The organism is Psychroserpens mesophilus (assembly GCF_000826645.1).
In the GTDB taxonomy this organism is placed as follows: domain Bacteria; phylum Bacteroidota; class Bacteroidia; order Flavobacteriales; family Flavobacteriaceae; genus Psychroserpens; species Psychroserpens mesophilus.
On record NZ_JXJP01000013.1, the window covers coordinates 1 to 26,521 of the forward strand.

Annotated in this window: 28 protein-coding genes; 18 read left to right on the top strand and 10 right to left on the bottom strand. The window is 33.5% G+C overall.

Features of this window, described 5'->3' with window-relative positions; translation table 11 throughout:
- Positions 1-298: 298 nt before the first annotated feature.
- Positions 299-1,930 carry an ABC-F family ATP-binding cassette domain-containing protein gene (locus TD18_RS10330; protein ID WP_040252248.1) on the bottom strand — a complete coding sequence of 544 codons (1,632 nt, stop codon included), beginning with the start codon at positions 1,928-1,930 and terminating at the stop codon, positions 299-301.
- 203 nt (positions 1,931-2,133) lie between these two features.
- On the opposite strand from TD18_RS10330, the gene TD18_RS17210 reads away from it, so the two are divergent.
- From TD18_RS17210 to TD18_RS10390, 13 genes are all read left to right on the top strand, one after another.
- Positions 2,134-2,283 (top strand): hypothetical protein, encoded by a 150-nt coding sequence (locus TD18_RS17210; protein WP_160289465.1) that lies wholly within the window; start codon positions 2,134-2,136, stop codon positions 2,281-2,283.
- Between the two features lie 42 nt (positions 2,284-2,325).
- Positions 2,326-3,288 carry an L-threonylcarbamoyladenylate synthase gene (locus TD18_RS10335; protein ID WP_040252251.1) on the top strand — a complete coding sequence of 321 codons (963 nt, stop codon included), beginning with the start codon at positions 2,326-2,328 and terminating at the stop codon, positions 3,286-3,288.
- Between the two features lie 151 nt (positions 3,289-3,439).
- A complete protein-coding gene (gene rplM, locus TD18_RS10340; protein WP_040252254.1) occupies positions 3,440-3,895 on the top strand; it encodes a 50S ribosomal protein L13 in 456 nt (151 codons plus the stop codon).
- Positions 3,895-4,281, top strand: coding sequence for a 30S ribosomal protein S9 (gene rpsI, locus TD18_RS10345; protein WP_040252257.1), 387 nt, complete (start codon positions 3,895-3,897; stop codon positions 4,279-4,281). Before rplM ends, rpsI begins: the two co-directional genes overlap by 1 nt.
- Positions 4,282-4,506: 225 nt before the next feature.
- On the top strand, positions 4,507-5,310 hold the full coding sequence (gene rpsB, locus TD18_RS10350) for a 30S ribosomal protein S2 (protein ID WP_040252259.1): 804 nt from the start codon (positions 4,507-4,509) through the stop codon (positions 5,308-5,310).
- 87 nt (positions 5,311-5,397) lie between these two features.
- Positions 5,398-6,372 (top strand): translation elongation factor Ts, encoded by a 975-nt coding sequence (gene tsf, locus TD18_RS10355; protein ID WP_040252260.1) that lies wholly within the window; start codon positions 5,398-5,400, stop codon positions 6,370-6,372.
- Between the two features lie 207 nt (positions 6,373-6,579).
- The gene (gene pyrH / locus TD18_RS10360) at positions 6,580-7,287 is read left to right on the top strand and encodes a UMP kinase (protein ID WP_040252533.1); all 708 of its coding nucleotides are present in this window, start codon (positions 6,580-6,582) and stop codon (positions 7,285-7,287) included.
- A 50-nt stretch (positions 7,288-7,337) separates the two neighbouring features.
- Positions 7,338-7,895 carry a ribosome recycling factor gene (gene frr, locus TD18_RS10365; RefSeq protein WP_040252262.1) on the top strand — a complete coding sequence of 186 codons (558 nt, stop codon included), beginning with the start codon at positions 7,338-7,340 and terminating at the stop codon, positions 7,893-7,895.
- Between the two features lie 68 nt (positions 7,896-7,963).
- Positions 7,964-9,241 carry a hypothetical protein gene (locus TD18_RS10370; RefSeq protein WP_040252264.1) on the top strand — a complete coding sequence of 426 codons (1,278 nt, stop codon included), beginning with the start codon at positions 7,964-7,966 and terminating at the stop codon, positions 9,239-9,241.
- Between the two features lie 77 nt (positions 9,242-9,318).
- A complete protein-coding gene (locus TD18_RS10375) occupies positions 9,319-11,733 on the top strand; it encodes an efflux RND transporter permease subunit (RefSeq protein WP_040252266.1) in 2,415 nt (804 codons plus the stop codon).
- A 30-nt stretch (positions 11,734-11,763) separates the two neighbouring features.
- The gene (gene asnS / locus TD18_RS10380) at positions 11,764-13,194 is read left to right on the top strand and encodes an asparagine--tRNA ligase (RefSeq protein ID WP_040252269.1); all 1,431 of its coding nucleotides are present in this window, start codon (positions 11,764-11,766) and stop codon (positions 13,192-13,194) included.
- A gap of 96 nt (positions 13,195-13,290) precedes the next feature.
- Entirely contained in the window at positions 13,291-14,757 is a 1,467-nt protein-coding gene (rpoN, locus tag TD18_RS10385; protein ID WP_040252271.1) for an RNA polymerase factor sigma-54, read from the top strand.
- Positions 14,754-15,362 (top strand): hypothetical protein, encoded by a 609-nt coding sequence (locus TD18_RS10390; protein ID WP_040252273.1) that lies wholly within the window; start codon positions 14,754-14,756, stop codon positions 15,360-15,362. Before rpoN ends, TD18_RS10390 begins: the two co-directional genes overlap by 4 nt.
- Before the next feature lie 5 nt (positions 15,363-15,367).
- Here the strand turns inward: TD18_RS10390 and TD18_RS10395 are convergent, their stop codons facing one another.
- From TD18_RS10395 to TD18_RS10415, 5 genes are all read right to left on the bottom strand, one after another.
- Complete coding sequence (locus TD18_RS10395; protein ID WP_040252276.1) at positions 15,368-16,087, bottom strand: porin family protein; 720 nt, start codon at positions 16,085-16,087, stop codon at positions 15,368-15,370.
- A 100-nt stretch (positions 16,088-16,187) separates the two neighbouring features.
- A complete protein-coding gene (locus TD18_RS10400) occupies positions 16,188-16,667 on the bottom strand; it encodes an ExbD/TolR family protein (RefSeq protein ID WP_040252279.1) in 480 nt (159 codons plus the stop codon).
- Positions 16,668-16,682: 15 nt separating this feature from the next.
- Positions 16,683-17,288, bottom strand: a complete 606-nt coding sequence (locus tag TD18_RS10405) for an ExbD/TolR family protein (RefSeq protein ID WP_040252282.1) — start codon at positions 17,286-17,288, stop codon at positions 16,683-16,685.
- Positions 17,289-17,304: 16 nt separating this feature from the next.
- Positions 17,305-17,748, bottom strand: a complete 444-nt coding sequence (locus tag TD18_RS10410; protein ID WP_040252285.1) for a hypothetical protein — start codon at positions 17,746-17,748, stop codon at positions 17,305-17,307.
- Between the two features lie 27 nt (positions 17,749-17,775).
- Positions 17,776-18,522 (bottom strand): MotA/TolQ/ExbB proton channel family protein, encoded by a 747-nt coding sequence (locus tag TD18_RS10415; protein ID WP_040252287.1) that lies wholly within the window; start codon positions 18,520-18,522, stop codon positions 17,776-17,778.
- A 290-nt stretch (positions 18,523-18,812) separates the two neighbouring features.
- On the opposite strand from TD18_RS10415, the gene TD18_RS10420 reads away from it, so the two are divergent.
- From TD18_RS10420 to TD18_RS10430, 3 genes are all read left to right on the top strand, one after another.
- On the top strand, positions 18,813-19,403 hold the full coding sequence (locus TD18_RS10420) for a HupE/UreJ family protein (RefSeq protein ID WP_040252290.1): 591 nt from the start codon (positions 18,813-18,815) through the stop codon (positions 19,401-19,403).
- A gap of 177 nt (positions 19,404-19,580) precedes the next feature.
- Positions 19,581-20,012 carry a deoxycytidylate deaminase gene (locus tag TD18_RS10425; RefSeq protein ID WP_040252292.1) on the top strand — a complete coding sequence of 144 codons (432 nt, stop codon included), beginning with the start codon at positions 19,581-19,583 and terminating at the stop codon, positions 20,010-20,012.
- On the top strand, positions 20,013-21,620 hold the full coding sequence (locus TD18_RS10430; protein WP_040252294.1) for a S41 family peptidase: 1,608 nt from the start codon (positions 20,013-20,015) through the stop codon (positions 21,618-21,620). It abuts the gene before it with no gap.
- A 4-nt stretch (positions 21,621-21,624) separates the two neighbouring features.
- Here the strand turns inward: TD18_RS10430 and TD18_RS10435 are convergent, their stop codons facing one another.
- The 3 genes from TD18_RS10435 to TD18_RS10445 are packed head-to-tail and all read right to left on the bottom strand — an operon-like array spanning position 21,625 to position 23,027.
- The gene (locus TD18_RS10435; protein WP_040252296.1) at positions 21,625-22,227 is read right to left on the bottom strand and encodes an FAD-dependent oxidoreductase; all 603 of its coding nucleotides are present in this window, start codon (positions 22,225-22,227) and stop codon (positions 21,625-21,627) included.
- A complete protein-coding gene (locus tag TD18_RS10440) occupies positions 22,227-22,430 on the bottom strand; it encodes a hypothetical protein (protein ID WP_040252298.1) in 204 nt (67 codons plus the stop codon). Before TD18_RS10440 ends, TD18_RS10435 begins: the two co-directional genes overlap by 1 nt.
- A 9-nt stretch (positions 22,431-22,439) precedes the next feature.
- A complete protein-coding gene (locus tag TD18_RS10445; RefSeq protein WP_040252535.1) occupies positions 22,440-23,027 on the bottom strand; it encodes a MarC family protein in 588 nt (195 codons plus the stop codon).
- A gap of 111 nt (positions 23,028-23,138) precedes the next feature.
- Between TD18_RS10445 and TD18_RS10450 the strand changes: the two genes are divergently transcribed.
- Complete coding sequence (locus TD18_RS10450) at positions 23,139-23,705, top strand: DUF3109 family protein (protein WP_040252300.1); 567 nt, start codon at positions 23,139-23,141, stop codon at positions 23,703-23,705.
- A gap of 120 nt (positions 23,706-23,825) precedes the next feature.
- Positions 23,826-24,533, top strand: a complete 708-nt coding sequence (locus TD18_RS10455; protein ID WP_040252302.1) for a DUF4412 domain-containing protein — start codon at positions 23,826-23,828, stop codon at positions 24,531-24,533.
- A 5-nt stretch (positions 24,534-24,538) separates the two neighbouring features.
- Here the strand turns inward: TD18_RS10455 and TD18_RS10460 are convergent, their stop codons facing one another.
- Positions 24,539-26,521 (bottom strand): tetratricopeptide repeat-containing sensor histidine kinase, encoded by a 1,983-nt coding sequence (locus TD18_RS10460; protein ID WP_040252304.1) that lies wholly within the window; start codon positions 26,519-26,521, stop codon positions 24,539-24,541.

Below are 26,521 nucleotides of genomic sequence, written 5' to 3' on the forward strand. Positions count from 1 at the left end.
TTAGTGGTTAGTGGTTAGTAAAAATAGAAATTTCTGAAGCGATGAACACAACTCAACACCTAAACAAATCAACGTATTAACAACTTAAACTACAATTCGTATGTCATTCCGACCGAAGTGGAGGAATCTCAATAATCTACAGTTTTGTGAAAGCATCCTCTTAACAAATCAACACATAAACCTATTAACTACTTAAATAATAATTTGTATGTCATTCCGACCGAAGTGGAAGAATCTCAATAATCAACAGATTTCTGAAAACAACATCTTAACAAATCAACAAATAACCAAGTTTCAACTATAAATCAAGCGCTTTGATACTCTCAATTTTATTACGCTCTAAATACGCATCAATCGTTTCAAAATGTTCAATCACACGCTGATCTTTAAACTCGAAGACTTTTTTAGCCAAGCCTTGAAGAAAATCACGATCGTGTGACACGAGTATTAGCGTCCCATCAAAATTTTGAAGGGCTTCTTTCAACACATCTTTCGATTTTAAATCGAGGTGATTCGTAGGCTCATCCAGAATCAAGACATTCACAGGTTCGAGCAACAGCTTGACCATCGCTAATCTGGTTTTCTCTCCACCAGACAAGACACTCACTTTTTTATCAATCTCATCGCCTTTAAACATAAAGCGACCTAAAATGTTTTTAATTTGCGTTCTCACATCACCTTTAGCAACCTCATCAACTGTTTGAAAAATAGTCAGATTTTCATCTAATAAAGCGGCTTGGTTCTGAGCAAAATAACCAACCTTCACATTATGTCCTAAAGCACAAGTGCCTTCCACATCAATTTCGCCTAAAATGGCTTTGATCATGGTCGATTTCCCTTCACCATTCCGACCGACAAAACAAACTTTTTCGCCTCTGGCAATCGACATATTCGCATTTTTAAACACCACATGATCTCCATACGATTTAGACACATCCTTAACCGTTACAGGATAATCTCCTGAACGTTGCGTTGGTGGAAATCGCAATTTCAAAGCCGACGTATCGATATCATCAATTTCAATAATCTCTAACTTTTCAAGCATGCGTTCTCGGGAGGAGACCTGATTGGTTTTTGAATATGTTCCTTTAAATCGGTCAATAAATGCCTGATTATCTGCAATAAATTTTTGCTGTTCCTGATACGCTTTGATTTGATGGGCTCTTCGGTCTTCTCGTAATTGCAGGTAATGCGTATACTTGGCTTTATAATCGTAAATGCGACCCATGGTGACTTCAATCGTACGATTGGTAATATTATCAATAAAGGCTCTGTCGTGAGAAATCACCACGACAGCATTGGCTTTATTCACTAAAAAATCTTCAAGCCAAATCACCGATTCAATATCAATATGGTTGGTAGGCTCATCTAATAAAATCAAATCTGGTTTTTGCAATAAAATCTTAGCGAGTTCAATGCGCATTCGCCAGCCACCAGAAAACTCATTGGTCTGTCTTGTAAAATCAGCTTGCTTAAAACCTAAACCTTTGAGTGCTTTCTCCACTTCAGCATCGTAATTCACATCTTCTAAGGCGTAATATTTTTCACCTAAATCAGAGACACGTTCGATAATTTTCATATACTCATCCGATTCATAATCGGTTCTGGTCTCGAGCTGTTTGTTCAAGCCTTCCATTTCATCACGCATAGCAAACACATGACTAAACGCTTTAGACGCTTCATCAAATACAGTGGTGTTGTCTTCCGTTAATAAATGCTGTGGTAAATAAGCAATAACAGCATCTTTAGGCGTTCTCACATGGCCACGAGTGGCATTTTGAACACCTGCGATAATTTTCATCATGGTCGATTTTCCTGCACCATTTTTACCCATTAAGGCAATTTTATCATCTGCATTAATCGTAAACGACACATCGCTAAATAAGGTGTGACCACTAAATTCTACTGCTAAATTATCTACTGAAATCATTACTTAAAATTTGAGCCTACAAATCTAGTAAATGGTAACTCATTATTTATAAATTGGTACATAAAATAATGATTTGAATCATTTCAGTTAATTCTAACTTTATATAAGTCAAGTGTTACGTCTTGTACAAACTATATTAGACATGAATAAAACCAATTTTTAACCAATACGTAAACTGATTATAAACTTAAAATTTAACTATCATGATAATTACTAAAGTACTCGGACTAACGAGTGCATTAACCAAGAGTAAAAAAGCTAAAATCGCTATATTAGGTATCGAAATGGTCATCTTGGGCTATGCACTTTTTCAACAAAAGCAAGAAAATAAAAATAAACAACTCAATTCTTAGATGTATTAGATTTTGAACTAATTTTGTGGTCTGAAAGCAAATATGAGTATTATTTCAACAGACATATCAAAAGCAGTTACTATTCTCAGTAATGACGAACTGGTAGCAATTCCTACCGAAACGGTTTATGGTTTGGCTGGAAACATTTTCAGCGAAAAAGCAATTAAACGTATTTTTGAAACCAAGAAGCGTCCGTTTTTTAATCCGTTGATTGTTCATATTCCTTCTGTTGAGCTCTTACCAACCATTGTACGTTACATTCCAGAAAAGGCACAATTACTAGCAGATGCGTTTTGGCCTGGACCTGTAACGCTTGTGCTTCCTAAAAATTCAAACATTCCAGATCTAATTACTGCAGGAAAAGATACGGTTGCAGTTCGAATTCCTAATCATCCTGTAGCTCTGGAATTATTAAATGCCTTAAATTTTCCATTGGCTGCTCCTAGCGCAAATCCGTTTGGAAGTATTAGTCCGACTACTGCTCAGCACGTCAATGACTATTTTAAAAATGATATCAAAATGGTACTCGAAGGTGGACCATGTGAACGCGGCATAGAATCGACCATCATTGGTTTTAATGGTGATGAACCCATTATTTACCGTTTAGGCTCAACTTCAATTGAAGCTATCGAAGCTATCGTTGGACCAATAGAAATCAAAAACAAAAAAGAAATCGCTCCTGATGCGCCAGGAATGCTCGATCGCCATTATGCGCCAAAGACTGAAACGATTTTAGTAGATAACCTTTCCGAAGCCATCAAAAATCATAGCGATAAACGCATTGGTATTTTAGCCATTAATACATCTTCAGAACACGAAGCTATTGCATTTCAGATTATCCTTTCAGAAGCAACAGATTTGCAGGAAGCTGCTTCAAAATTGTATGATGCCTTACATCAATTAGACAAACAAGATTTAGACCTTATTATAGCAGAACGTTTTCCAGATGTTGGTTTAGGAAAATCAATTAACGACAGATTGCAACGAGCGACTGTGAAAGCTTAAATTCTAAATAATTCAAACGGCTCATATTTTTGTCTATAAAAAACACTTACGTCTGTTTGGTAATCAAATATTTAATCGTAAATTTGCAAACTCTTTTTGAGAGAGAAAAGTTTAACCGTCTGTCGTGTACAGGCAATTAATATGAATAAGTGTGGACACATTAAGCTACAAAACGATTTCAGCAAACAAAGCTACTGTTAATAAAGAGTGGGTTTTGGTTGACGCTGAAAATCAAACGCTAGGTCGTTTAGCTTCTAAGGTAGCAATACTTTTAAGAGGTAAACACAAGCCTAACTTCACACCACATGTTGATTGCGGAGATAATGTAATTATTATCAATGCTGAAAAAATCAACTTAACAGGTAACAAGTGGAATGACAAAACGTACATTCGTCACACAGGTTATCCAGGTGGTCAGAGAAGTTTAACTGCGACTGAATTGTTTGGAAAAGATCCAGCAAGAATCGTGGAAAAATCAGTAAAAGGAATGCTCCCTAAAAACAAATTAGGTGCAGATTTATTCCGTAATTTAAACGTTGTAGTTGGTTCAGAGCACAAACATGAAGCTCAAAAACCAAAAGCAATTGACTTAAACCAAGTTAACTAATGGAAGTAATTCACAAAATCGGTCGTAGAAAGACGGCTGTTGCTCGTGTGTACCTTGCTAAAGGAAAAGGCAAGATCACGGTAAACAAAAAAGACATGGCGGCTTATTTTCCTACTGCAACATTGCAGTACAAAGTAAACCAACCTTTAACCATGACTAACAACGATGGCAACTTTGATATTACAGTAAACGTTTATGGTGGTGGCATTACAGGCCAAGCCGAAGCGATCCGTTTAGCATTATCTCGTGCAATGTGTGAGATTGATGCAGAAAACAGACTAATATTAAAGCCAGAAGGATTATTAACTAGAGACCCAAGAATGGTTGAACGTAAAAAGTTCGGTCAGAAGAAAGCAAGGAAGAAATTCCAGTTCTCGAAACGTTAATCCTATTCTTTTTTATTATTCTGAATTTTCTTCGGAATATAAAAAATTTCAAAAGCTGTTCTGGTTATTCATCAGAACAGCTTTAGATTACAACCGCTGAAATTTTTCAGCAAACATTAAAAATCCTGAAACGAGTTCAGGTACAGTTTAGCATCTAAATGATGAAGGCGAGCGAAAGCGACCACTTAATCATTGCTAATTTAATAGAACGTAAACAATTACAACATGGAAAAAGTAGAAGTAAAAGATTTACTTGACGCAGGTGTACACTTTGGTCACTTGACAAGAAAATGGGATCCAAACATGGCGCCTTACATTTATATGGAACGTAACGGTATCCATATCATCAACCTTTACAAAACGAAAGCAAAAATTGAAGAAACTTCTGAAGCATTACACAAGATTGCTGCTTCTGGTAAGAAGATTTTATTTGTTGCTACAAAAAAACAAGCTAAAGACATCGTTGCTGAAAAAGCAGGTGCTGTAAACATGCCTTACATTACTGAAAGATGGCCAGGTGGAATGTTAACTAACTTCGTAACAATTAGAAAAGCTGTTAAAAAAATGGCTATGATTGATCGTATGAAGAAAGACGGAACATTCAACTCGCTTTCTAAAAAAGAGCGTTTACAAGTAGATCGTCAAAGAGCTAAATTAGAAAAGAATTTAGGTTCTATTTCTGATATGACACGTTTGCCTGGAGCATTATTTGTTGTAGATATCAAACGTGAGCACATCGCAATTAAAGAAGCTCAAAAATTAAACATTCCAATTTTCGCAATGGTCGATACAAACTCTGACCCTCGTGAAGTTGATTATTTAATTCCTGCTAACGATGATGCTTCTAAATCTATCAACTGCATCATGTCTGTTGTAACATCAGCAGTTGCAGATGGTTTATCTGAAAGAAAATCAGACAAAGCTGAAAAAGATGCTAAGAGTGAAAAATCACCAGCAGCAAAAAAAGAAGCTAAAACTGAGAAAAAAGCTAAAGTTGCTGCACCAGTTGCAGCTAACGAAGAAGAATAAATTAACAATTACACAATATAATTAAGTCGTTTAATTGTTTTCTTTCAGAACTACGAATTAAACGACTTTTTTAAATTTTATATCACTATGGAAAATACTGTAAAAATTACAGCCGCAGAAGTAAATAAATTAAGACAAGCCACTGGAGCTGGTATGATGGATTGTAAAAAAGCCTTAGTTGAAGCTGGAGGTGATTTTGACAAAGCCATTGAAGTACTTCGTAAAAAAGGACAAAAAGTTGCAGAGAAAAGAGCCGACAGAGATTCTTCTGAAGGTGCTGCAATCGCAAAAATTAATGCAGATAACACGTCTGGTGTTGCAATTGTATTAGGATGTGAAACGGATTTCGTTGGAAAAAATGAAAACTTCGTAGCCTTAGCAAACGAATTAGCAGAACTAGCTTTAAACCACAACACTAAAGAAGAGTTTTTAGCTGCTGATTTTGGTGGCATGACAGTTGCTGAAAAATTAATCGAGCAAACTGGAGTTATCGGTGAAAAATTAGACATCACTGCTTTCGAAAGATTAGATGCACCTTATGTTGGACAATATGTACATATCAATAAAATTGCTGCTCTAGTTGGTTTATCTGCAAAAGTAGATAACGTTGAAACTTTAGTGAAAGATGTTGCTATGCAAGTGGCTTCAATGGGAGCTACTACTCTATCTTACAAAGATTTTGATCCTGCATTTATCGCATCAGAAACTGAAGCTAGAATCGCAGTTATTGAAAAAGATAATATCGAATTAGGACGTTTAGGAAAAACTTTAAAGAATGTACCAAGCTACATCTCTATGGCGCAATTAACTCCTGAAGTTATTGCTGAAGCTGAAGAAGCTGCAAAAGCTGAATTAAAAGCTGAAGGCAAACCAGAACAAATCTGGGACAGAATCTTACCAGGTAAAATGGAGCGTTTCATTTCTGATAACACAACTTTAGATCAAGAACAATGTTTATTAGATCAAAAGTTTATTAAAGATGAAAAGCAAACTGTTGCTCAGTATGTTGAATCTTATGGTGATGTTTCAGTTACTGGATTTAAGCGTGCTACAGTTGGATAATCTGTTCACTATTTTTATAAAATTAAACCTCTCAATAACTGAGAGGTTTTTTTATATCCAAATTCTACTTTTCTAAATTACAATAATGATTATATTTGCTAAACTTTCAACACAATTATGAAATGAGCCAAGGCAAATAACTTATTCGTAAGTTATTTTTAATATGGTGAATTACATTTGACCTTAAAAGGCAATAAAGACGACCAAATGAAATACAAAAGAATTCTACTCAAATTATCTGGTGAAGCTCTAATGGGCTCACGTCAATATGGAATTGATCCTGAGCGTTTATCTGAATACGCTAAAGACATTAAAGAAATTACAGATTTAGGAGTAGAAGTCGCCATTGTTATTGGTGGTGGAAATATTTTTAGAGGTGTTGCTGGTGCTATGAACGGCATGGATCGAGTTCAAGGTGACCATATGGGAATGCTAGCTACTGTAATTAACGGATTGGCATTACAGAATGCCCTTGAGGACGCTGGTGTTAAAACACGCCTACAAACTGCTATTAAAATTAATGAGGTTGCTGAACCGTTTATCAGACGAAAAGCCATGAGTCATCTGAATAAAGGACGTGTGGTTATTTTTGGTGGAGGAACTGGAAACCCTTATTTCACTACAGATTCTGCTGCGGTTTTAAGAGCTATTGAAATAGAAGCTGATGTAATCTTAAAAGGCACTCGAGTCGATGGGATTTACAATGCAGATCCTGAAAAAGATTTAACTGCTGTAAAGTTTGACCATATTACGTTTGATGACGTGTTGCGAAAAGGACTTAAGGTTATGGATACTACAGCATTCACACTTAGTCAAGAAAACAAGCTCCCAATCATTGTATTTGACATGAATAAAAAAGGAAATTTACTCAAGGTGGTTTCCGGAGAAAATATAGGAACTAAAGTGAATTTATAATATTTGGCTTATATTTTGATAAATGGTTTACGAATAAAAGTTTTTTTAAAATGAACGAAGACATAAAATTTATATTAGATACAGCTCAGGAAGCTATGGATGGTGCTATCAAACACCTTGAAAAACAATTTGTAAATATTAGAGCAGGAAAGGCAAGTCCGGCAATGCTGGGAAGTGTGATGGTGGATTACTATGGTTCTCAAACACCATTATCTCAGGTCGCAAACGTTAACACACCTGATGGTAGAACCATTACAGTTCAACCATGGGAAAAAAGTATGCTTCAAGAAATTGAGCGTGGTATTATGATTGCCAATTTAGGCTTCAACCCAATGAATAATGGTGAAACCATCATTATTAATGTACCACCTTTAACTGAAGAACGCAGACGTGATTTATCTAAGCAAGCTAAAGCCGAAGCTGAAGACGCTAAAATTGGTGTGAGAAGTGCTAGAAAAGAAGCTAATCACGATATTAAAAATTTAGAAGACGCTTCTGAAGACCAGCAAAAAAATGCTGAAATTGATATACAACAAATGACAGACAAATACGTTAAAAAAATAGACGATATTTTCGAGGTCAAAGAAAAAGAAATTATGACTGTATAAACCTAAATAAGCGACCTGTTAAATGTCGCTTTTTTATTCAATTTTATTAATCCATTATAAAATTATCAATGCATAAGTGTTTACTTTTATTACTTATAACACTAGGCTCTTATGCACTACACTCTCAGGAACCTACAATCCAAAGAGATTCTTCAGCTATTGAAAATGATACGATTTCTAAAATTGATTATCTCAAATATCTTGGAAATGGTTATTTCCCAACCAAATTTTTAAATGTAGATCTTCGGTATTTAGTAAAATTTAATCAATACGAAGGATTTAGAACTGGTTTAGGTGGTATAACTAATGACGAATTTTCAGAAAAATACCGCATCAACAGTTATGTTGTTTACGGATTCAAAGATCATAGATTCAAATACAGAATTGGAGGTGGTTTTAGAATTAATGAAGCTACCGATACTTGGATCAACCTCTCCTATACTGATGATTTACAAGAAACAGGAAGTTCAAGTTTCTTAACTGACAAACGCTTTTTTCAGTTTTTTGAACCACGTTTATTGAATATAGATTTATTCCATAAACACATTACCAAAGCGATTAATATTGAACATAAACTTACCAATCATCTGGTTACTGAAACTGAATTCGCCATTAGTAAAATTGAACCAACTTACAGTTATAATTTTGTCATTGGAAATGAAAGCTTTAGAAGTTTTGATATTTCAACTGCCAAAATTAGTGCACAATGGAGTCCGTTTAGTCATTTTGAAACTATTAAAGACAAAGTAACTCAAACTAAAGAGGGTTTTCCTAAATTCACGCTTCAATTAACACAAAGCTTTAAAAATGTGCTCAAAGGAGATTTTAATTATTTTAAAGTCGATTTTAGAACACGATATAAAATAACCCATAATGACAAGGTCTTTTCTGAAATTGTATTGAGTAGCGGACTTGCGACTGGAAATACGCCATTAACGCATTTGTACCATGCTTATCCAAATAATATAACCAAAGAAACAGTTTTACAGCGCTTTTCTGTAGCAGGTATTAATAGCTTTGAAACCATGTATTTTAATGAATTCTTCTCAGATAGATTTGCAACACTTCAGATAAAGCATTTTGTAAAACCTTTCAGAATTACTGAACGCTACAGACCACAACTGGTTTTAATATCGAGATTTGCTTTAGGGAATATGCAAGATATCGAACGACATCAAAATATTACATTTGGCACTCTTAACAAAGGCTACTCTGAAGCCGGTTTTGAAATCAATAAATTGCTGTTTGGTTTCGGTCTAAGTTTCGCCTATCGATATGGAGGATATCATTTACCTGAATTTGCCGATAATTTAGCCGCTAAATTCACTTTTAATGTTAGCTTATAATAACAATAAATTAGCATTAATTTATAGAGCATATCCTTTGGTTTTTTCTACCTTTGTCGCTCCTTTTTAATAGGTAGATGTTTAAATTATTTTCAACAGGTTTTTGGGAAGTTATTGCGCGATTAATTTTACGTAATAAAATTGGCATACTCATTAGTATTGTAGTGGCAACTATTTTCTTTAGTTACCAGTGGAAACACATGCGTTTTACCTACACTGAAGCTAATTTACTACCTGATGATCATGAAGTCAATGTGACTTATAATGAGTTTTTAGATATTTTTGGCGAAGAAGGAAATCTTATCATTCTTGGTGTTAAAGACCCGACACTATTTACGGTTGAAAAATTAAATGCCTGGAACCAACTTTCGGAAGATTTTAAATCTTACAACGAAGTGGAAACGGTTGTTTCAATCAAAGACCTTCAGAAATTAGTAAAAAATAATGAAGCTGAAAAATTCGATTTAGAGCCATTCATTAAAGATTCTATTACATCTATCGAGCAAATCGATAAGCTTCAGGATGAGCTCTTTAAGCAGTATCCCTTTTACGATAATTTTCTGTTTAATAAGGACACCAAAACCATCCGAACAGCCATCTATCTTAAAAAAGATATTGTAAATACTTCAGCGAGAAAAGATTTTATACTACTCTCCCTTCAGGAGAAAATAGATGAATTTGAAGCCAAAAACAATCTTGATGTAAGAGTTTCTGGTATGCCTTATATCAGAACTTTAAACTCTCAAAATATTGTAGATGAAATTGGTCTTTTCATCGGTTTAGCACTAGGAGTTACTTCTTTAATTTTCTTCTTATTCTTTCGCTCATTTAGAGCGACGTTTATATCGCTTATCGTAGTCTGTATTGGTGTAATGTGGACTTTCGGAATTTTAGGATTACTCAAATATGAGATCACAGTATTAACGGCTTTGATTCCGCCATTAATTATCGTTATTGGAATTCCGAATTGTATTTTCTTAATCAATAAATACCAGCACGAGGTTAAACTTCATGGCAATAAAGTGAAATCATTACAACGTGTCATTACAAAAATTGGTAATGCTACACTAATGACTAATGTCACAACAGCCTCTGGTTTTGCTACTTTTATTTTAACAGAAAGTACCTTACTCAAAGAATTTGGTATTGTAGCATCGTTGAGCATTCTCGCTATTTTTATGTTGTGTTTATTGGTTATACCAATCATTTATACCTTTTTACCATATCCTAAAGAACGACATCTAGAGCATTTGAACAAACGTTGGATTGGTGGTTTTGTAGATTGGATTGAACGTATGGTAAAGCATAAAAAAATTACCATTTATATCACGTCGCTAGTGCTTTTAATTGCCAGTATTATTGGTATTTATCAAATTAAAATCTCTGGAAGTCTTATTGAAGACATGCCAAAAGACGCAGCGTTCTTTAAAGACATTAAATTTTTTGAAAGTGAGTTTAATGGCATCATGCCTCTAGAAATTATGATTGATACTAAACGCAAAAAAGGTGTCATGAAACTAAGTACGCTTAAGCGCATGAACGAACTGGAAGAACTTATTATTGAAACGCCAGAGTTATCCAGACCGATTTCAGCAGTAAGTTTGGTGAAATATAGCAAACAAGCTTACTATAATGGCAATCCGAAATATTATCAGTTACCTACAAGTCAGGAAAACAGCTTTATTTTATCTTACGCTAAAAACTCATCTTCTAATGTAGATATGCTTAAAAATTTTGTTGATAGTACTGGTCAATATGCGCGTATCACAACATTTATGAAAGACATTGGTACTGATAAAATGGAGCGTATAGAAGAAAATCTTCAAACTAAAATTGATAAGTTATTTCCTAAAGATCGCTTCGAAGTTACCATGACTGGTAAAGCTTTAGTCTTTCAAAAAGGAACAAAATACCTGGTTAGAAATCTGGTTATTTCCTTAAGTCTAGCCATTTTTCTTATTTCAGTATTTATGGCTTATATGTTTAGATCCTTCAGAATGATAATTGTGTCATTGGTTCCAAACTTATTGCCATTACTAATTACAGCAGGCTTGATGGGCTTTTTAAATGTTCCTATAAAACCTTCAACTATATTAGTATTTAGTATCGCTTTCGGAATTTCTGTGGATGACACCATACACTTTTTGGCCAAATACCGACAAGAATTACAGGCGAATCACTGGAAAATTAGAAAATCGGTCTACGCAGCTCTAAGGGAAACAGGTGTTAGCATGTTTTACACTTCTATCGTATTATTCTTCGGTTTTATCGTCTTTACAACGTCTAGTTTTGGAGGCACAAAGGCTTTAGGTGCATTAGTTTCAGCAACACTCCTATTTGCTATGTTATCGAATTTATTGTTGTTACCTTCTTTACTATTGTCTCTTGAAAGAAATATTGCCAACAAAGAAGTCCTAAAAGAACCTGCAATAAATATCATACCAGAAGATGATGAAGACGATGTTGATTCAGAAGAAGATTCCATTTCATAAACATTTATATTTGCATAAAAATTAATAAAAATGACATATTCAGTTTCACAATTATTAACACAAGATATTAAGTTACAACCTATCGAAATTAAGGGTTGGGTAAGAACCTTCAGAGCGAATAGATTTATAGCTTTAAATGATGGTTCTACAATTAATAATATCCAGTGCGTTGTTGATTTTGAAAGCACTGACGAGGCCATTCTTAAACGAATTACAACTGGAGCTGCAGTTCATATCAAAGGTGATTTAGTCGAAAGTCAAGGGAAAGGTCAGAAGGTAGAAATACAAGTGAGTTCAATTGATATTTTAGGAGATTCTCATCCTGAAGACTATCCTATCCAACCTAAAAAACACTCGTTTGAATTTTTACGCGAAAATGCACATTTGCGTACCAGAACAAGTACATTTAGTGCTGTAATGCGTTTGCGTTCGTCACTCTCTTTTGCGATTCATAAGTATTTCAACGATAACGGCTTTTACTATATGCACACACCAATTATTACTGGAAGTGATGCCGAAGGTGCAGGAGAAATGTTTCGGGTAAGCACTTTAGATACTAAAAATCCGCCATTGACTGATGATGGTAATGTTGATTACAAAAAAGATTTCTTCGGAAAAGAAACCAATCTTACAGTTTCTGGTCAATTAGAAGCTGAAACTTACGCGATGGCCTTAGGTAAGGTATATACTTTCGGACCAACATTTAGAGCTGAAAACTCTAATACATCACGACATTTAGCAGAATTCTGGATGATTGAACCCGAAGTTGCCTTTATGGATTTAGCTGGAAATATGGATTTGGCTGAAGACTTTATGAAATCGGTTTTAAGTTATGTTTTAGAACATAATTGTGAAGATTTAGAGTTTTTAGAAAACCGTTTACTGGATGAGGAAAAAACGAAACCTCAAGCTGAGCGTTCAGAAATGAGCCTGATTGAAAAAATAAAATTTGTTGTCGATAATAATTTCAAACGCGTTAGTTACACCGAAGCGATTGATATTTTAAAGAACAGTAAACCAAACAAGAAAAAGAAATTCAACTACATTATTGAAGAATGGGGAGCCGATTTACAAAGTGAACACGAGCGCTTCCTCGTTGAAAAACATTTTAAATGTCCAGTGATTTTATTCGATTATCCTGCAAATATTAAAGCGTTTTACATGCGTTTAAATGAAGATGGAAAAACAGTTCGCGCAATGGACATTCTGTTTCCTGGAATTGGCGAAATGGTTGGAGGATCACAACGTGAAGAGCGTTTAGACGTATTGAAAGAGAAAATGAAAGCGTTAGATATCGACGAAGAAGAATTATGGTGGTACCTCGATTTACGTAAATACGGAACTGCTGTACATTCAGGTTTCGGACTAGGGTTTGAGCGTTTAGTGATGTTCGCAACAGGCATGGGAAATATTAGAGATGTCATTCCTTATCCTAGAACGCCTCAAAATGCAGAATTTTAAACTTTATTTGGCATAAAAATTGACTAAAACAATCTATGTTTACATAAAAATATAGATTGTTTTTTTTTAACTTTACTACAACACCAAATTCAATACATGCTTAAACAATATTTACAGTTTAAATTATCGCAGAAATTGTCGCCACAACAAATTCAACTTATGAAGTTGATTCAGTTGCCAACGCAAGCATTTGAACAGCGTTTAAAGCAAGAATTAGAGGAAAATCCAGCTTTGGAAGATGGCAAAGAATCTAAAGATGAATTTGAAGATAACATGGACGAGTTTGACAATTCTGATGATGAATATAACGATAATGAAACCATTGAAGCTGACGACATTAATGTAGATGATTATTTAAGCGACGACGAAATTCCAGATTATCGTACGCAAGCCAATAATTATAGTGCTGATGATGAAGATAAAAATGTGCCTTACGCTGCAGGAACGTCATTTACACAGCATTTAACCAATCAATTAAATACCTTTCGACTTGACGACGAAGAATATAATATTGCTGAATTCCTAGTTGGAAGCGTTGACGAAAGCGGTTATATTCGTCGGTCATTAAGCGATATTGTTGATGATTTGGCGTTTACACAAGGGGTTTATACAGATGAAGCTTCAGTAGAACAAATCTTAAATATCGTACATCAGTTAGATCCTGCTGGTGTTGGTGCCCGAAATTTACAGGAATGTTTAAGCATTCAACTGCACAGAAAAGAAAAAACGCCAGATATTGAGCTCGCTTGTGATATTATTGATAAAGCTTTTGATCAGTTTACAAAAAAACATTACAAAAAATTACTTCAAAAATTTGATATTACCGAAGCGCAACTTAAAGATGCTATTGAAGAAATTGAACGTCTTAATCCGAAACCAGGTGGTTCTTACGCGGGAAACAATAAAATGGTGGAACATGTCGTTCCCGATTTTGCCATTAAAATTGTTGATGGCGAATTAGATTTAACACTCAACGGAAGAAATGCGCCTGAACTTCATGTATCCAGAGAATACAGCAACATGATGAAGGGCTATAAAGAATCGAAAGATAAGAGTAAGTCACAAAAAGATGCTGTTTTATTTATTAAACAAAAGCTAGATGCTGCCAAATGGTTTATAGAAGCTATTAAACAACGTCAACAAACGCTTTTTGTAACGATGAGCGCCATAATGCATTATCAAAAGGAATACTTTCTTACAGGTGATGAGCGCAAACTTAAACCGATGATTCTAAAAGATATTGCAGATGAAATTGATATGGATGTTTCTACAGTATCTCGTGTAGCTAACAGTAAATATGTCGATACACCTTATGGCACCAAATTGATTAAAGAATTTTTCTCTGAATCTATGACTAACGATCAAGGTGAAGAAGTATCTACTCGTGAAATTAAGAAAATTTTAGAGACGGTTATTGAAGAAGAAAATAAGCGAAAACCTCTTACAGACGAAAAATTAGCTTCTATTCTTAAAGAAAAAGGCTATCCAATTGCACGTCGTACCGTTGCAAAATATCGTGAGCAATTAGATATTCCTGTAGCCAGATTGAGAAAGAAGATATGACAAGTCAGCTTCTTAAAAGCATATCGTATATTTTTCATCCGCTATTAATGCCCTTATTAGGTGTTATTTTCTATTTTTCAAAAACACCTCGTTTTATTCCAGATCCAGTTCTTAAAGCAAAATTGTTTTCGGTTACAATTTTAACCGTTGTTCTTCCCATGTTATTGTTTTACCTTCTAAAAACATTAAGAAAAGTCAACTCAGTACATCTTGAAACGACTGATGAACGGAAGCTGCCACTTTTATTGAACGGTCTTATCATCGCTTTAGTACTTATAAGAGTACTTCCTCAGAATGAAATCCCTGAGTTATATTTCTTTTTTATTGGTATTTTAATATCAACAATCACCTGTTTTGCATTAGCAGTTGTGAAGTTTAAAGCAAGTATTCATATGATTGCCGCAACAGGCTTTTTTATGTTTGCTGTGGCTTTAGCTATACATTTTAAAATTAATATAAACGGAACGATCGCTTTAATGTGTATTATTTTAGGTGCCATAGCGACTTCAAGATTACATCTAAAGGCACATACACCAACGGAGTTAATTATTGGTTTTTTTGTAGGATTAATGCCACAGATGGTTTTATTAAATTACTGGATTTAGGATTTTTACAAGATATAAAACATCAACCCTATTCTCACCGAATTCATATTAATAGATTCACCATTAGCTAAAGCTGCATCTTTAAAAATCTCATTAAGGCCGTAATACACGTGGAAACTAATATTTGAATAACCCGCACTAAACGTTAAGCCATACTGAAGCGCATTGAAATTGTCTATACCAGATAATTTAATATCTCCTGTAGGACTATTAAATTTAGAAGAATTGAATAACACATAACCTAACTTTATACCTGCATATATTCGCCAAAAGTCATAGTCTGTTGCTGTAGATGTTCGCCATCTAAACTCTATTGGAAACTCAACCAAATACGTCGTGAATTTATTTTTACTGTATTCAATTTCGTTATCATCCAGAATAACATATTGAAATTGATTATTCACTTCTGAAATTTGCAAGGTTTGATTATAAGAATTTGAAGATAATCCAATGCCGACACCAACAGCCAAATTTCTTCGCTTATTGATTGGCATATCTCTGATAAATCCGAAGTGATATCCGCTTGAAAAACCACTTTGTGAAACACCTTCAGGTTTGTTTCCAAGTAAATTATAAGTTACAGAAATATAAAACTGATCTTCTCTATACTTATGATCTACAACGGTTGATGTGTCAATTTCAACACTAGGTTTGGATACATTTTGTGCTTCAGTCACATAACAACCTAAAAGCATAATAATGAAGTAGAAAAACGTAACTTTCATAGTACAAATATAACGCAATAGGCCTTAAAATATTAAGAGGTAAGAACAAAAAAAGCATCCTAAAATTTAGGATGCTTTAATTATTATGAATAGAAAATACTTAATCTAAGTTTTTTGTAGCATCACCAGTAGCAGTCGTATAGTTAATTCTGAATGCACTAGCTTTTCTTAGCTCTTTCTTAATATCTCCTACAATACCCATATTTGCTTCTTTATCAACTTTTAATGATACCGTAAGCTTTGGTATTAATTCTTCTCTTAAAGCTGCTCTTTCAGAATTGATAAACGCTTGAATTTCACTAATTTCAGCCAGTTTATCATTCAGTTGTAATCGGGCTTCTGTACCAAATTTCTCGTAACCTTTTGCTGGTTTTCCTACATAGATATAACTAATAGGATATTTCTTATCTAATTTTTCAACTTGATCTGCCTGTGGAAGTCTATTTTCGATTAATAGATTATCCTCTCTCATTACAGTTACAACCATAAAGAAAAACAATAACATAAATACAATATCTGGTAAAGATGCTGTATTTACAGCAGGCAAACTATTATCTTTTTTACTTTTAAATTTAGACATGTTCTATGTTTTAATTTATTCTACTTCTGAAAGCTTTTGAGGTATTTCAATTTTGATTTGCTCAATAACTTCTTTGAGTTTTTCTTTGTTACCAATAAATTTAGGATCATCGTAAGCTTTTTCCATCGCTAGGAAATCCATATCAGAAAATCCTTTTTTTGGTCCTAATTCTAAGGCTCTCCTATTACGAAGTTGATTATATGCTGCAACCAATTCATTTTGAACAGTAATATAAGCGGCATATGAAGTTTGTCTATCGTTTTTTAAAGAAATAATAGCCTTATCAGGATTGTCTGATGATTTAGGATCTTTGGCACCTTTACAATACGTACATGTTCCATCTCCTCCATTATCAAGAAATTTTACAGCAGCTTTTCTTAAGTCTTTAATCTCCATCAATTGATCCTCAACTAAAAGCTGATCTTTACCATTTAATAGTACGGTAAAAATATTTTTTTCCTTAATAATTACATCCTCATCATTTTCTTCAATTGGAGGCAACTTACGGGTAATACCTGAATCTTTAGGTATTGTAGTAGTTACCAGGAAGAATATGAGTAATAAGAATGCAATATCAGCCATAGATCCTGCATTTACTTCTGGTGCTGATCGTTTTGCCATAATTTAGTTTGTATTATTATTTACTTAACATCTTTTTAACTCCGAAAAACAGCATCAGTCCAGCCGCTAACATAATTAAAATATAAAATGCTTTAATAGCACCTTCAATCATTTGTGATTGTGCAGCAGTAAGCGTTGTGCCATCACTTAATATTCTTTCTTGTCCAGAAGACATCACATATCCTAAAACTAGAATTACAGCAAATACACCTAAAGAAAGAAGTGCCTTTTTTAATTTATCTGGATTGCTAACTAAATTTACCAGACTGAAAACTACTGCTGAAATTGCAGCGATTGCTAGTACAACAAGTGCTAAAGTAATGAATCCAGATAGTATGCCTTGGTTGGCAACATCTGCTTCAATTGCTTCATCACCAAGCATGATAATTCTTACTAAAAAGAATACTGCGATCAGACCAATTACTAAAGCACCAATTTTGATTATTTTTTGAATATTCATATTATCTATGATTTAATAATTTGGTTATTACCTTTTGTGTCTTACCAATAAATCCATAAGAGTTATTGAAGCATCTTCCATATCATTAACGATACTGTCAATTTTTGCAATGATATAGTTGTAAAAAATCTGAAGAATAATAGCTACGATAAGACCGAATACTGTTGTCAATAAGGCAATTTTAATACCTCCTGCAACTAATGATGGATTCATATCACCTGCAGCTTCAATTTTATCAAAAGCATCAATCATACCAAGTACAGTTCCCATGAAACCAAGCATTGGTGCTAATGCTATAAATAATGAAATCCAAGAGACATTCTTTTCTAATTGTCCCATTTGAACACCTCCATAAGCGACTACAGCTTTCTCGGCAGCATCAATATCTTCATCTGCTCTATCTAAGCCTTGATAAAAAATGGAAGCAACAGGTCCTTTTGTGTTTCTGCAAACTTCTTTAGCTGCCTCAACTCCACCTGATTGAAGAGCTTCTTCAACATTTTGAGTTAATTTTTTTGTGTTTGTAGTTGCAAGATTTAAATAAATAATTCTTTCAATAGCGATTGCTAATCCTAAGATTAAACACAGCAATACAATTCCCATAAAGAATGGTCCACCTTCAATAAAACGCTCTTTTACTTGTTGCGTAAAAGATAGTTCTTCAGTAGGTACATCTGCGTCTTGTAGTGTAGTTGCAATCTTTGTTGCAGCATTTACAGTAGTAGTGAAAGCCATTAATCCTGCTATGGCTAAGATAGAAAATAGTCTTTTCATCGTTCTAGTTCTTAATTTTATTAGTTTAAGCGTTAAAGATATAAAAAAATTGTAATTAAAAAATAAAATTCACATTAGAGTAAAAAGGTTTAACGTTATAAAGCTCCTTAGTAAATTCTACTTTAATACGAATTTAAATAAAAATATTATGCATTTCTTATTTCATGATAAATATTACTAATAATATTTAAGTGATGTTAAGGTATTTGTACTGTATGCTTTTCTTTTACATTTTAATTTCAAGTATAAATTATAAAATGTAACTTTGAAATAACCCAAATAATTAAACCATGATCGATAACTTTATATCAAACCTACAGCATGGCATCTACCATGTCGTTCATATCAATGCTTATGAGCATATTCTTTTTTTGATTGTATTATCACTTCCTTATTTTTTTAAAGACTGGAAACGCATTTTGTTACTCATAACTATATTTACGGTTGGTCATTGTTTATCTTTAAGTTTAGTTACCTACAATATCGTAAGCTTAAATATAAGAGTCACATCCTTTTTAATTCCATTGACAATTTTAATCGTTTCGCTCTTTAATATTTTTACTTCTGGAAAAAAAACACATCAAAGCAAATTTGGATTTCTCTTTTTTATAACCCTATTTTTCGGCCTCATTCACGGGCTTGGATTCGCCAATGAACTCAATGGTTTAATATCTGCATCTGAAAACAAATTGCTCGCCATATTAGAAATTGCTTTAGGTATAGAAATCGGACAACTAATCATTGCGTTTATTGTAATCTTTTTAAGCTTTATTTGCCAGACTATTTTTAGATTTTCTAGGCGTGACTGGATTATGGTAATTTCAGCAATTGTGTTAGGAAGCGTATTACCAATACTTATTACGAATGAATTATTCTCTTAAAAAATTTAAGACGGCAACTTGTATTTTGGTAAAACTTTAACGTAAACTTCAAAAATTTAGTGTGTATCCCTTTTTTATAATCATTACTTTTGAAATGTAGTTATGTATTAGTCTATATACTATTGTAATTAAAATATGAACCGTTTATATTCGTTATATACATTTTAAAGACATATAATGCCGAAAGAGAAACAACTTCGATACGATAAAGCCTATCTAAGAATTGCTAAAGAATGGGGAAAACTTTCCCACTGTAATCGTAAACAAGTAGGTGCACTAATTGTAAAAGATCGAATGATTATTTCTGATGGTTACAATGGAACACCAACTGGGTTTGAAAACTATTGTGAAGATGATGATGGGTACACAAAATGGTATGTACTTCACGCCGAAGCTAACGCCATCTTAAAAGTAGCCGCTTCAACGCAATCTTGTAAAGGAGCTACTTTATACATAACGCTCTCACCTTGTAAAGAGTGCAGTAAGCTTATACATCAGGCTGGCATAATTCGTGTTGTATATCACGAAGGATATAAAGATGATTCTGGGCTTCAGTTTCTTAAAAAAGCTGGAATAACTCTTGAACTTATTGAAAATCTAAAGGCATAAATGAACTTTCAAAAAAAATACATACCATTATTATTAGGAATTGCCATTGCTGCTGGTGTATTTATTGGAGGAAAACTAAATTTTTCAGATACTTCTGATCGTTTGTTTACGACAAACAGTAAAAAAGATAAACTCAACCGACTCATTGATTATATCGATTATGAATACGTTGATCAGGTTAATACAGATAGTATCGTTGACGTCACAGTTAATGGTATTTTAGATAATCTTGATCCGCATTCCATCTACATTCCAAAAAGTGAAATGCAACGGGTTACCGATAATATGAAAGGTGACTTTATTGGAATTGGCGTTAGCTTTTATACCTATAAAGATACGGTTACTGTAATTAGACCTATTGAAGGTGGACCAAGTGAAAAAGCTGGAATTAAAGGTGGTGACCGAATTATTATGGCTAATGGTGATTCTATTTTTGGTCGGGAATGGACTAATGAAGCTATCGTTAAAAAATTAAAAGGCGAAAAAAATAGTAAGATTACGCTTAAGGTGTATCGTCCAGGAGAAGATGAATTATTGACCTTTAAAGTTAAATATTCAGACATACCAATCAAGAGTGTTGATGCGGCTTATATGCTAACTGACAACTTAGGATACATTAAAATTAATCGCTTTGCAGAGTCAACATATAAAGAGTTTAAAAAAGCCTTAAATCAACTTCAAGATCAAGGTGCCACAAAACTAGCATTAGACCTTCGTGATAATCCTGGCGGGTTTCTTGGTATAGCCGAACAAATAGTAGATGAGTTTTTAGAAGATGATAAACTTATTTTATTTACTAAAAATAAAGCAGGCAAAATTGAAAAAAGCTATGCTACCAGACGTGGTGATTTTGAAGAAGGTGACATTTACATTCTAATTAATGAAAATTCAGCGTCAGCCAGTGAAATTGTAGCCGGAGCTTTACAAGACAATGATAAAGGCACTATTGTTGGACGTAGAAGTTATGGCAAAGGCTTAGTACAACGTGAAATGTCTTTAGGTGATGGTAGTGCTGTCAGATTAACGGTTTCTAGATATTACACACCAACAGGTCGCTCAATTCAACGTCCTTATGACAATGGCAATAACAACGATTATCATAATGATTATTATAAACGTTTGAGCAATGGTGAGTTTGAAAATTCTGAAAATATCGAAATCTCAGACTCACTGAAATTCACTACACCTAATGGGAAAATTGTATATGGAGGTGGAGGCATCATTCCTGATATTTTTGTACCATTAGATATTAGTGCCCAAAATGAAACGCTTAATTATATTAAACGCAGAGGTTATGTTAGCAACTTTGTGTTTGAAGAGTTAGATAAAGACCGAACAATTTACGATAACATAAACGCTTCAGAGTTTATTAGTAGCTTTGATGTTAGTGATGTAATGGTTGAAAAATTTCAGGATTTCCTTAATTTAAAGGAACGGACTAGTATTTCATTTATTAATTATCATGAACAAATGAAAACACTTATAAAAGCTGAGCTGGCAAGTCAACTGTATAGCAGTAATGTTTCAGAACAAATTATCAATGAAACAGACACGATGATTGAAGAGGTCATTTTATTAAGTAAATCCAGCGAAACTCTAAACGAATAATTAGCTAAATTTTATCATGAATTTTGGTATGCTTACCATCATTCCAAAGCGTTAAAATATCTGTAGCTACCTGTGCTCCGCTTCCTGAAGCTATAGCAAATTGACTTCGCCATCCAGCCATGGTTCCTGCAACATAAAGGTTTTCTTCAACCAAATGGTTGTGGTTCTTTAACCAGATGCGCTCTTTTTCAATAGCTGCCCTTGGATGTGGTTCTACATACATTTCAATACCATTAATATCTATTAAATTAGTATAACCAACAGCGACCACTACTAATTTTGATTCATATGCATTTTTGTTTGTGGTTACTGTAAATCCTTGCGGAGTTTTAGCAATAGAAATTACTTTTTCATTTTCAATTTGCTCAACATGAGGATACAATTGCGACAATTGTGTTTTACCATCCTCTAATATAGAAGCTCCTGTAGTTCCTGGCGCTAAACCTAAAACATTATTAAATAAAGCGGTTTGTAAGTGAGACGCTCTTTGATGCATCACAATTCCAATGCGTTTGTCTTCAGCAAAAGGTTTAGACTTAGCAGACCCTAAAACCAAAGCACATGACATACCTGCAGCTCCACCTCCAACAATAAGTGCATCAAACATTAGGAATTGTTTTTTAGTTTTTGATCAACTTTTTTAGACAGCCTCAAAATCTGTAACAAAGCTATAGCACAAAGCGAAGCGAAAATGGTAATTAATGCAACGACGCTTTGCCCTTCAAAAGGTGCTTCAAAATCAATTTCGGTGCTATTATATCCAATTAAAACAATAGCTATTATAGTAACAATGATGGTGAAAAATTTCATTTTAGATATTTATACAAGTTCAAAAAGGGCCTTAATATTATGTGCAAAGAGTTTTACTGCAATAGCTAATAATACCACACCAAATACTTTTCTGATAATATTTATTCCATTTTTACCCAAAACATGTTCAATTTTTGCAGAGGTTTTAAGCACAATAAAGATAACAATAACGTTACAAATAACAGCAATAATAATGTTTTCAATAGCAAATTCTGCTCTTAATGATAGGAGTGTAGTTAAGCTTCCAGGTCCAGCAATGAGAGGAAATGCTAAAGGAAATACTGAAGCTGTCATTGCGCCTGAGCCATCATCTTTATACAATGTAATCCCAAGAATCATCTCTAATGCGATAAAAAAGATAACGAAAGCACCTGCAACTGCAAATGAATTGACATCAATACCAATTAAATTAAGTAAACTTTTTCCTATAAATAAGAAAACAATCATAATCACACCTGCAATTATTGAGGCTTTCTCACTTTGAATGTGTCCAACTTTTTTGCGCAAATCGATGATAATGGGAATATTGCCAACAATATCAATAACTGCAAACAACACCATGAACGCTGTAAATATTTCTTTAAAATTCAATTGAATATCCATGACTCTCAAATTTTCGGCAAAAGTAAGTCTTTAAGACAGATTTATAACGTTAAAAAATGGTAAAGTTTAACTATTTTTACGGCTACGTAAAAAGCCAAAATAGCCATGTTTCAGTTAGGGAAAACAATTGTTTCTGAAAGTATTATTGAAAAAGATTTTGTATGTAACCTCTCGGCATGCAAAGGTGCCTGTTGTATTGATGGTGATGCTGGTGCTCCTTTAGATTCTGAAGAAATAGAAATCCTAAAAGACATCTACCCAAAAGTGAAACCGTTTTTACGCAAAGAAGGAATCGCTGCCATTGAAGCCCAAGGCACACATATCACTACAGAATTCGGAGATTTTGAAACTCCTTTAATCGATGGAGCAGATTGTGCATATGTGATTTTTGATGAGAAAAAAACAGCACTTTGTGGAATTGAAGAGGCTTATAATCAAGGTGAAATTTCTTGGAAGAAACCCGTTTCTTGTCATTTATATCCAATTCGGATTAAAGACTATTCTGAATTTTCTGCAGTTAATTATGACAAATGGGAAATTTGTGATGATGCATGCACTTTGGGAAAAGAATTACAAGTTCCAGTTTACAAGTTTGTAAAAGAAGCACTCATCAGAAAATTTGGCGAAGATTGGTATCAAGAATTAGAAAAAGTAGCTGAAACTTACAAATAAACGGCTAGTTGCCAACAATACAATATCTTCAACCAATTACACAATAGTGTACAACATCTACGCTTTATTTGTGTAGTTTTCAGGTTATCAATTAGTTAATTCCATAATTCATTTAAACTTATGAAAACCACAAACACCGTTAAGCTTACTTTTTTAGTTACTTTTTTTATTTTCTTAGGACACATTACAGCCCAAACCAAATCTAAGGCTGACCTACCAAATACTTATGATTTTGACTACGTTTATAAATTAAAAATAACACATAAAAATAAAGATGCACAGCTCGATTATTATCTTAAAAAAGATGCTTCATATTTTGGCTTTGACACCTCTGCAATGATGGAAGATAATAATGATGCTAAAATGTTTATGGTTATGGATAACGAACGTAGTGTCAGCGCAATGTTTATGGAAATGATGGGGAAGAAAATGGTGCAAAAATCAAGTCTGAAAGGAAACCATTTTACATCTGACGATTCGACTACGGATTTCACATTTAAAAAAATTGGATCAAAAACTATTTTGGGTTACCACTGTGAAGGTTTTGAAGGTGAAAATGACGATTCTAAAATTACGTTTTATATTACAAACGAAGTGCCATTTAGTTTCCATCAAATTTGGGGAGCAGACATGAAAAATATACCTAAAGGATTTAATCCAGAGTTGATAGAAAAATATGCTGAGAACGGACTTATGATGCAAATGATATTTATCGACAAGAAAAAAGATAAAAACAGTATGACTATGGAATGTGTAGGTCTTGATAAAACTGATTTCTCTATCGACACCACAACATATGGCTCCATGATGGGAGCTTTTGGAAATTAAAAAGTTTATGACGCTATAGACTGTGTAGGGATTTCTACGATAACCTTTGTGCCTGAAGCGTTTCGGTGTTGATCATAAAGGTCTTCAATCGTAATTTTGTAGTCCTGTATATATCCTTTTGAAAAGTTAGCCAACCTTGCCTTGGTCAATGAAATTCCAACAGATTTTCGCTTTAATAGTTTATCGTTATTAATCTTTGATGATTGTGCTCTTCCGATGCCATTATCTTCAATTGAAATGGTCACTAAATTTGCATTCGTTTGATACACATTAAGAATGATTTTTTTATCATCCTCTTTTTTAGATGATAAACCATGCCAAAGCGCATTTTCTAAAAATGGTTGTAAAATCATAGATGGCACTTTTATTCCTGAAGTATTGATTTTGTCATCAATATTGACTTCAAAATGTATAGCATTAGAAAATCTAATATTCTCAATATTCATATAAAGCTTCATGGTATCGAGTTCATCTTCTAGAGAGATTTCTTTTTCTGTGGAGGCGACTAAAATCTTTCTGATGAGTTTTGAAAATTTATTTAGATAGTAAACCGCATTTTCCTTTTCGTTATTTATGATGTATAATTTTATAGAGTTGAGCGAATTAAATATGAAATGTGGATTCATTTGACTTCGCAACATATCCTGTTCTAAAGTTAGAATTTGTTTCTCTTGTTGCAGTTGTCTGGTTCTGTACAAAGCAACCATAATTGCTCCAATAATAGCCAATGCCAACATCGAATACCAGAACAACTTCTTATTGCGCTCAAGTCTGGATTTTACCAGTTCATTTTCATCTGCTAACGCTTTAATTTGATTATTCTTGGCTTCGTTTTCATACTGAATAATAACATCATTTACATATCTTAAATTACGTTCATTGGCTATTGTCTTTTCAAGATTTACTGCATCTCGGTAAGCATTAAGCGCTAAATCAGGTCTGTTCGTCAATTCATATAAATCTGATAGATGTTTCTGGGCTTCAACAATAGATGATTTAAGACCATACTTTTCCGCAATACCTAAACCTTTTTTTAAATTAATTTCAGACAAATCATTTAACTTTAAATGTTTCTGAGCCCATCCTAAGTTGATATATGAAGATGCGATATAAAAGTGATCTCCAATATTTAAGACTTTTTCCAGTGCTTTTTCAATAATAACTTTTGCATCATTAAACTCTTTTTGCTTAATGTACACTTTTCCAATGCTGTTGTAACAAATGACGCGCCCAAGTTCAGAATCGATTTGATTGTTATAATCTAAAGAACGTTTATAATTTCTCAGCGCATTTTCAAGCTCACCTTGCGCTTCATAAGCAAAACCTATATTTTGGTAATTAATAGCCAAACCAAGTCTATTACCCAACTCATTTTCAATCTCAATTGATTTTTGAAACTGACGCATGGCTAGTTCATATTGCTCAAGAACCAGATAAATATTACCAATACTATTTTGAGATACTGCAATATTGTATTTAATTTCTTCAGAAGGTTGATCAGCAGATCTGGCAATATCAAGCGCTTTTGTATGGAAATCTAAAGCCGGTTTCACAAGATCCATACGTCGGTAAACTACACCAATATTATTGAGATTGATGATTCTCAATTCAAGATTGCCAACTTCTGCAGCAAGCGCATTTGCTTTTACATGCATATCAATGGCTTTCTCGTAAAGTGAATTATTTCTATAGAATACACCTAAATGGTTTAAAGCAAAACTTTCGCCATCGGGATAATTGAGCGCTTTAGATTTACGAACTAAAACATTCATTTTTAAAGTATCCCTTTCAAATTTTGAAAACAGTGAATCTAATACCTTATAATCTCTAGGTTTAGATGTTGTAATAAATTCTAATTGTGAAGCAAAATCTGAATTTAAATCATATTGAGCATGAATATTTAAAGCTATTAAAAAGCAAGAAAACAAAACTAAAACACGTTTAATTCTGGCTATAGTATTAAAGCTTATATCCAAATGATGATTCAT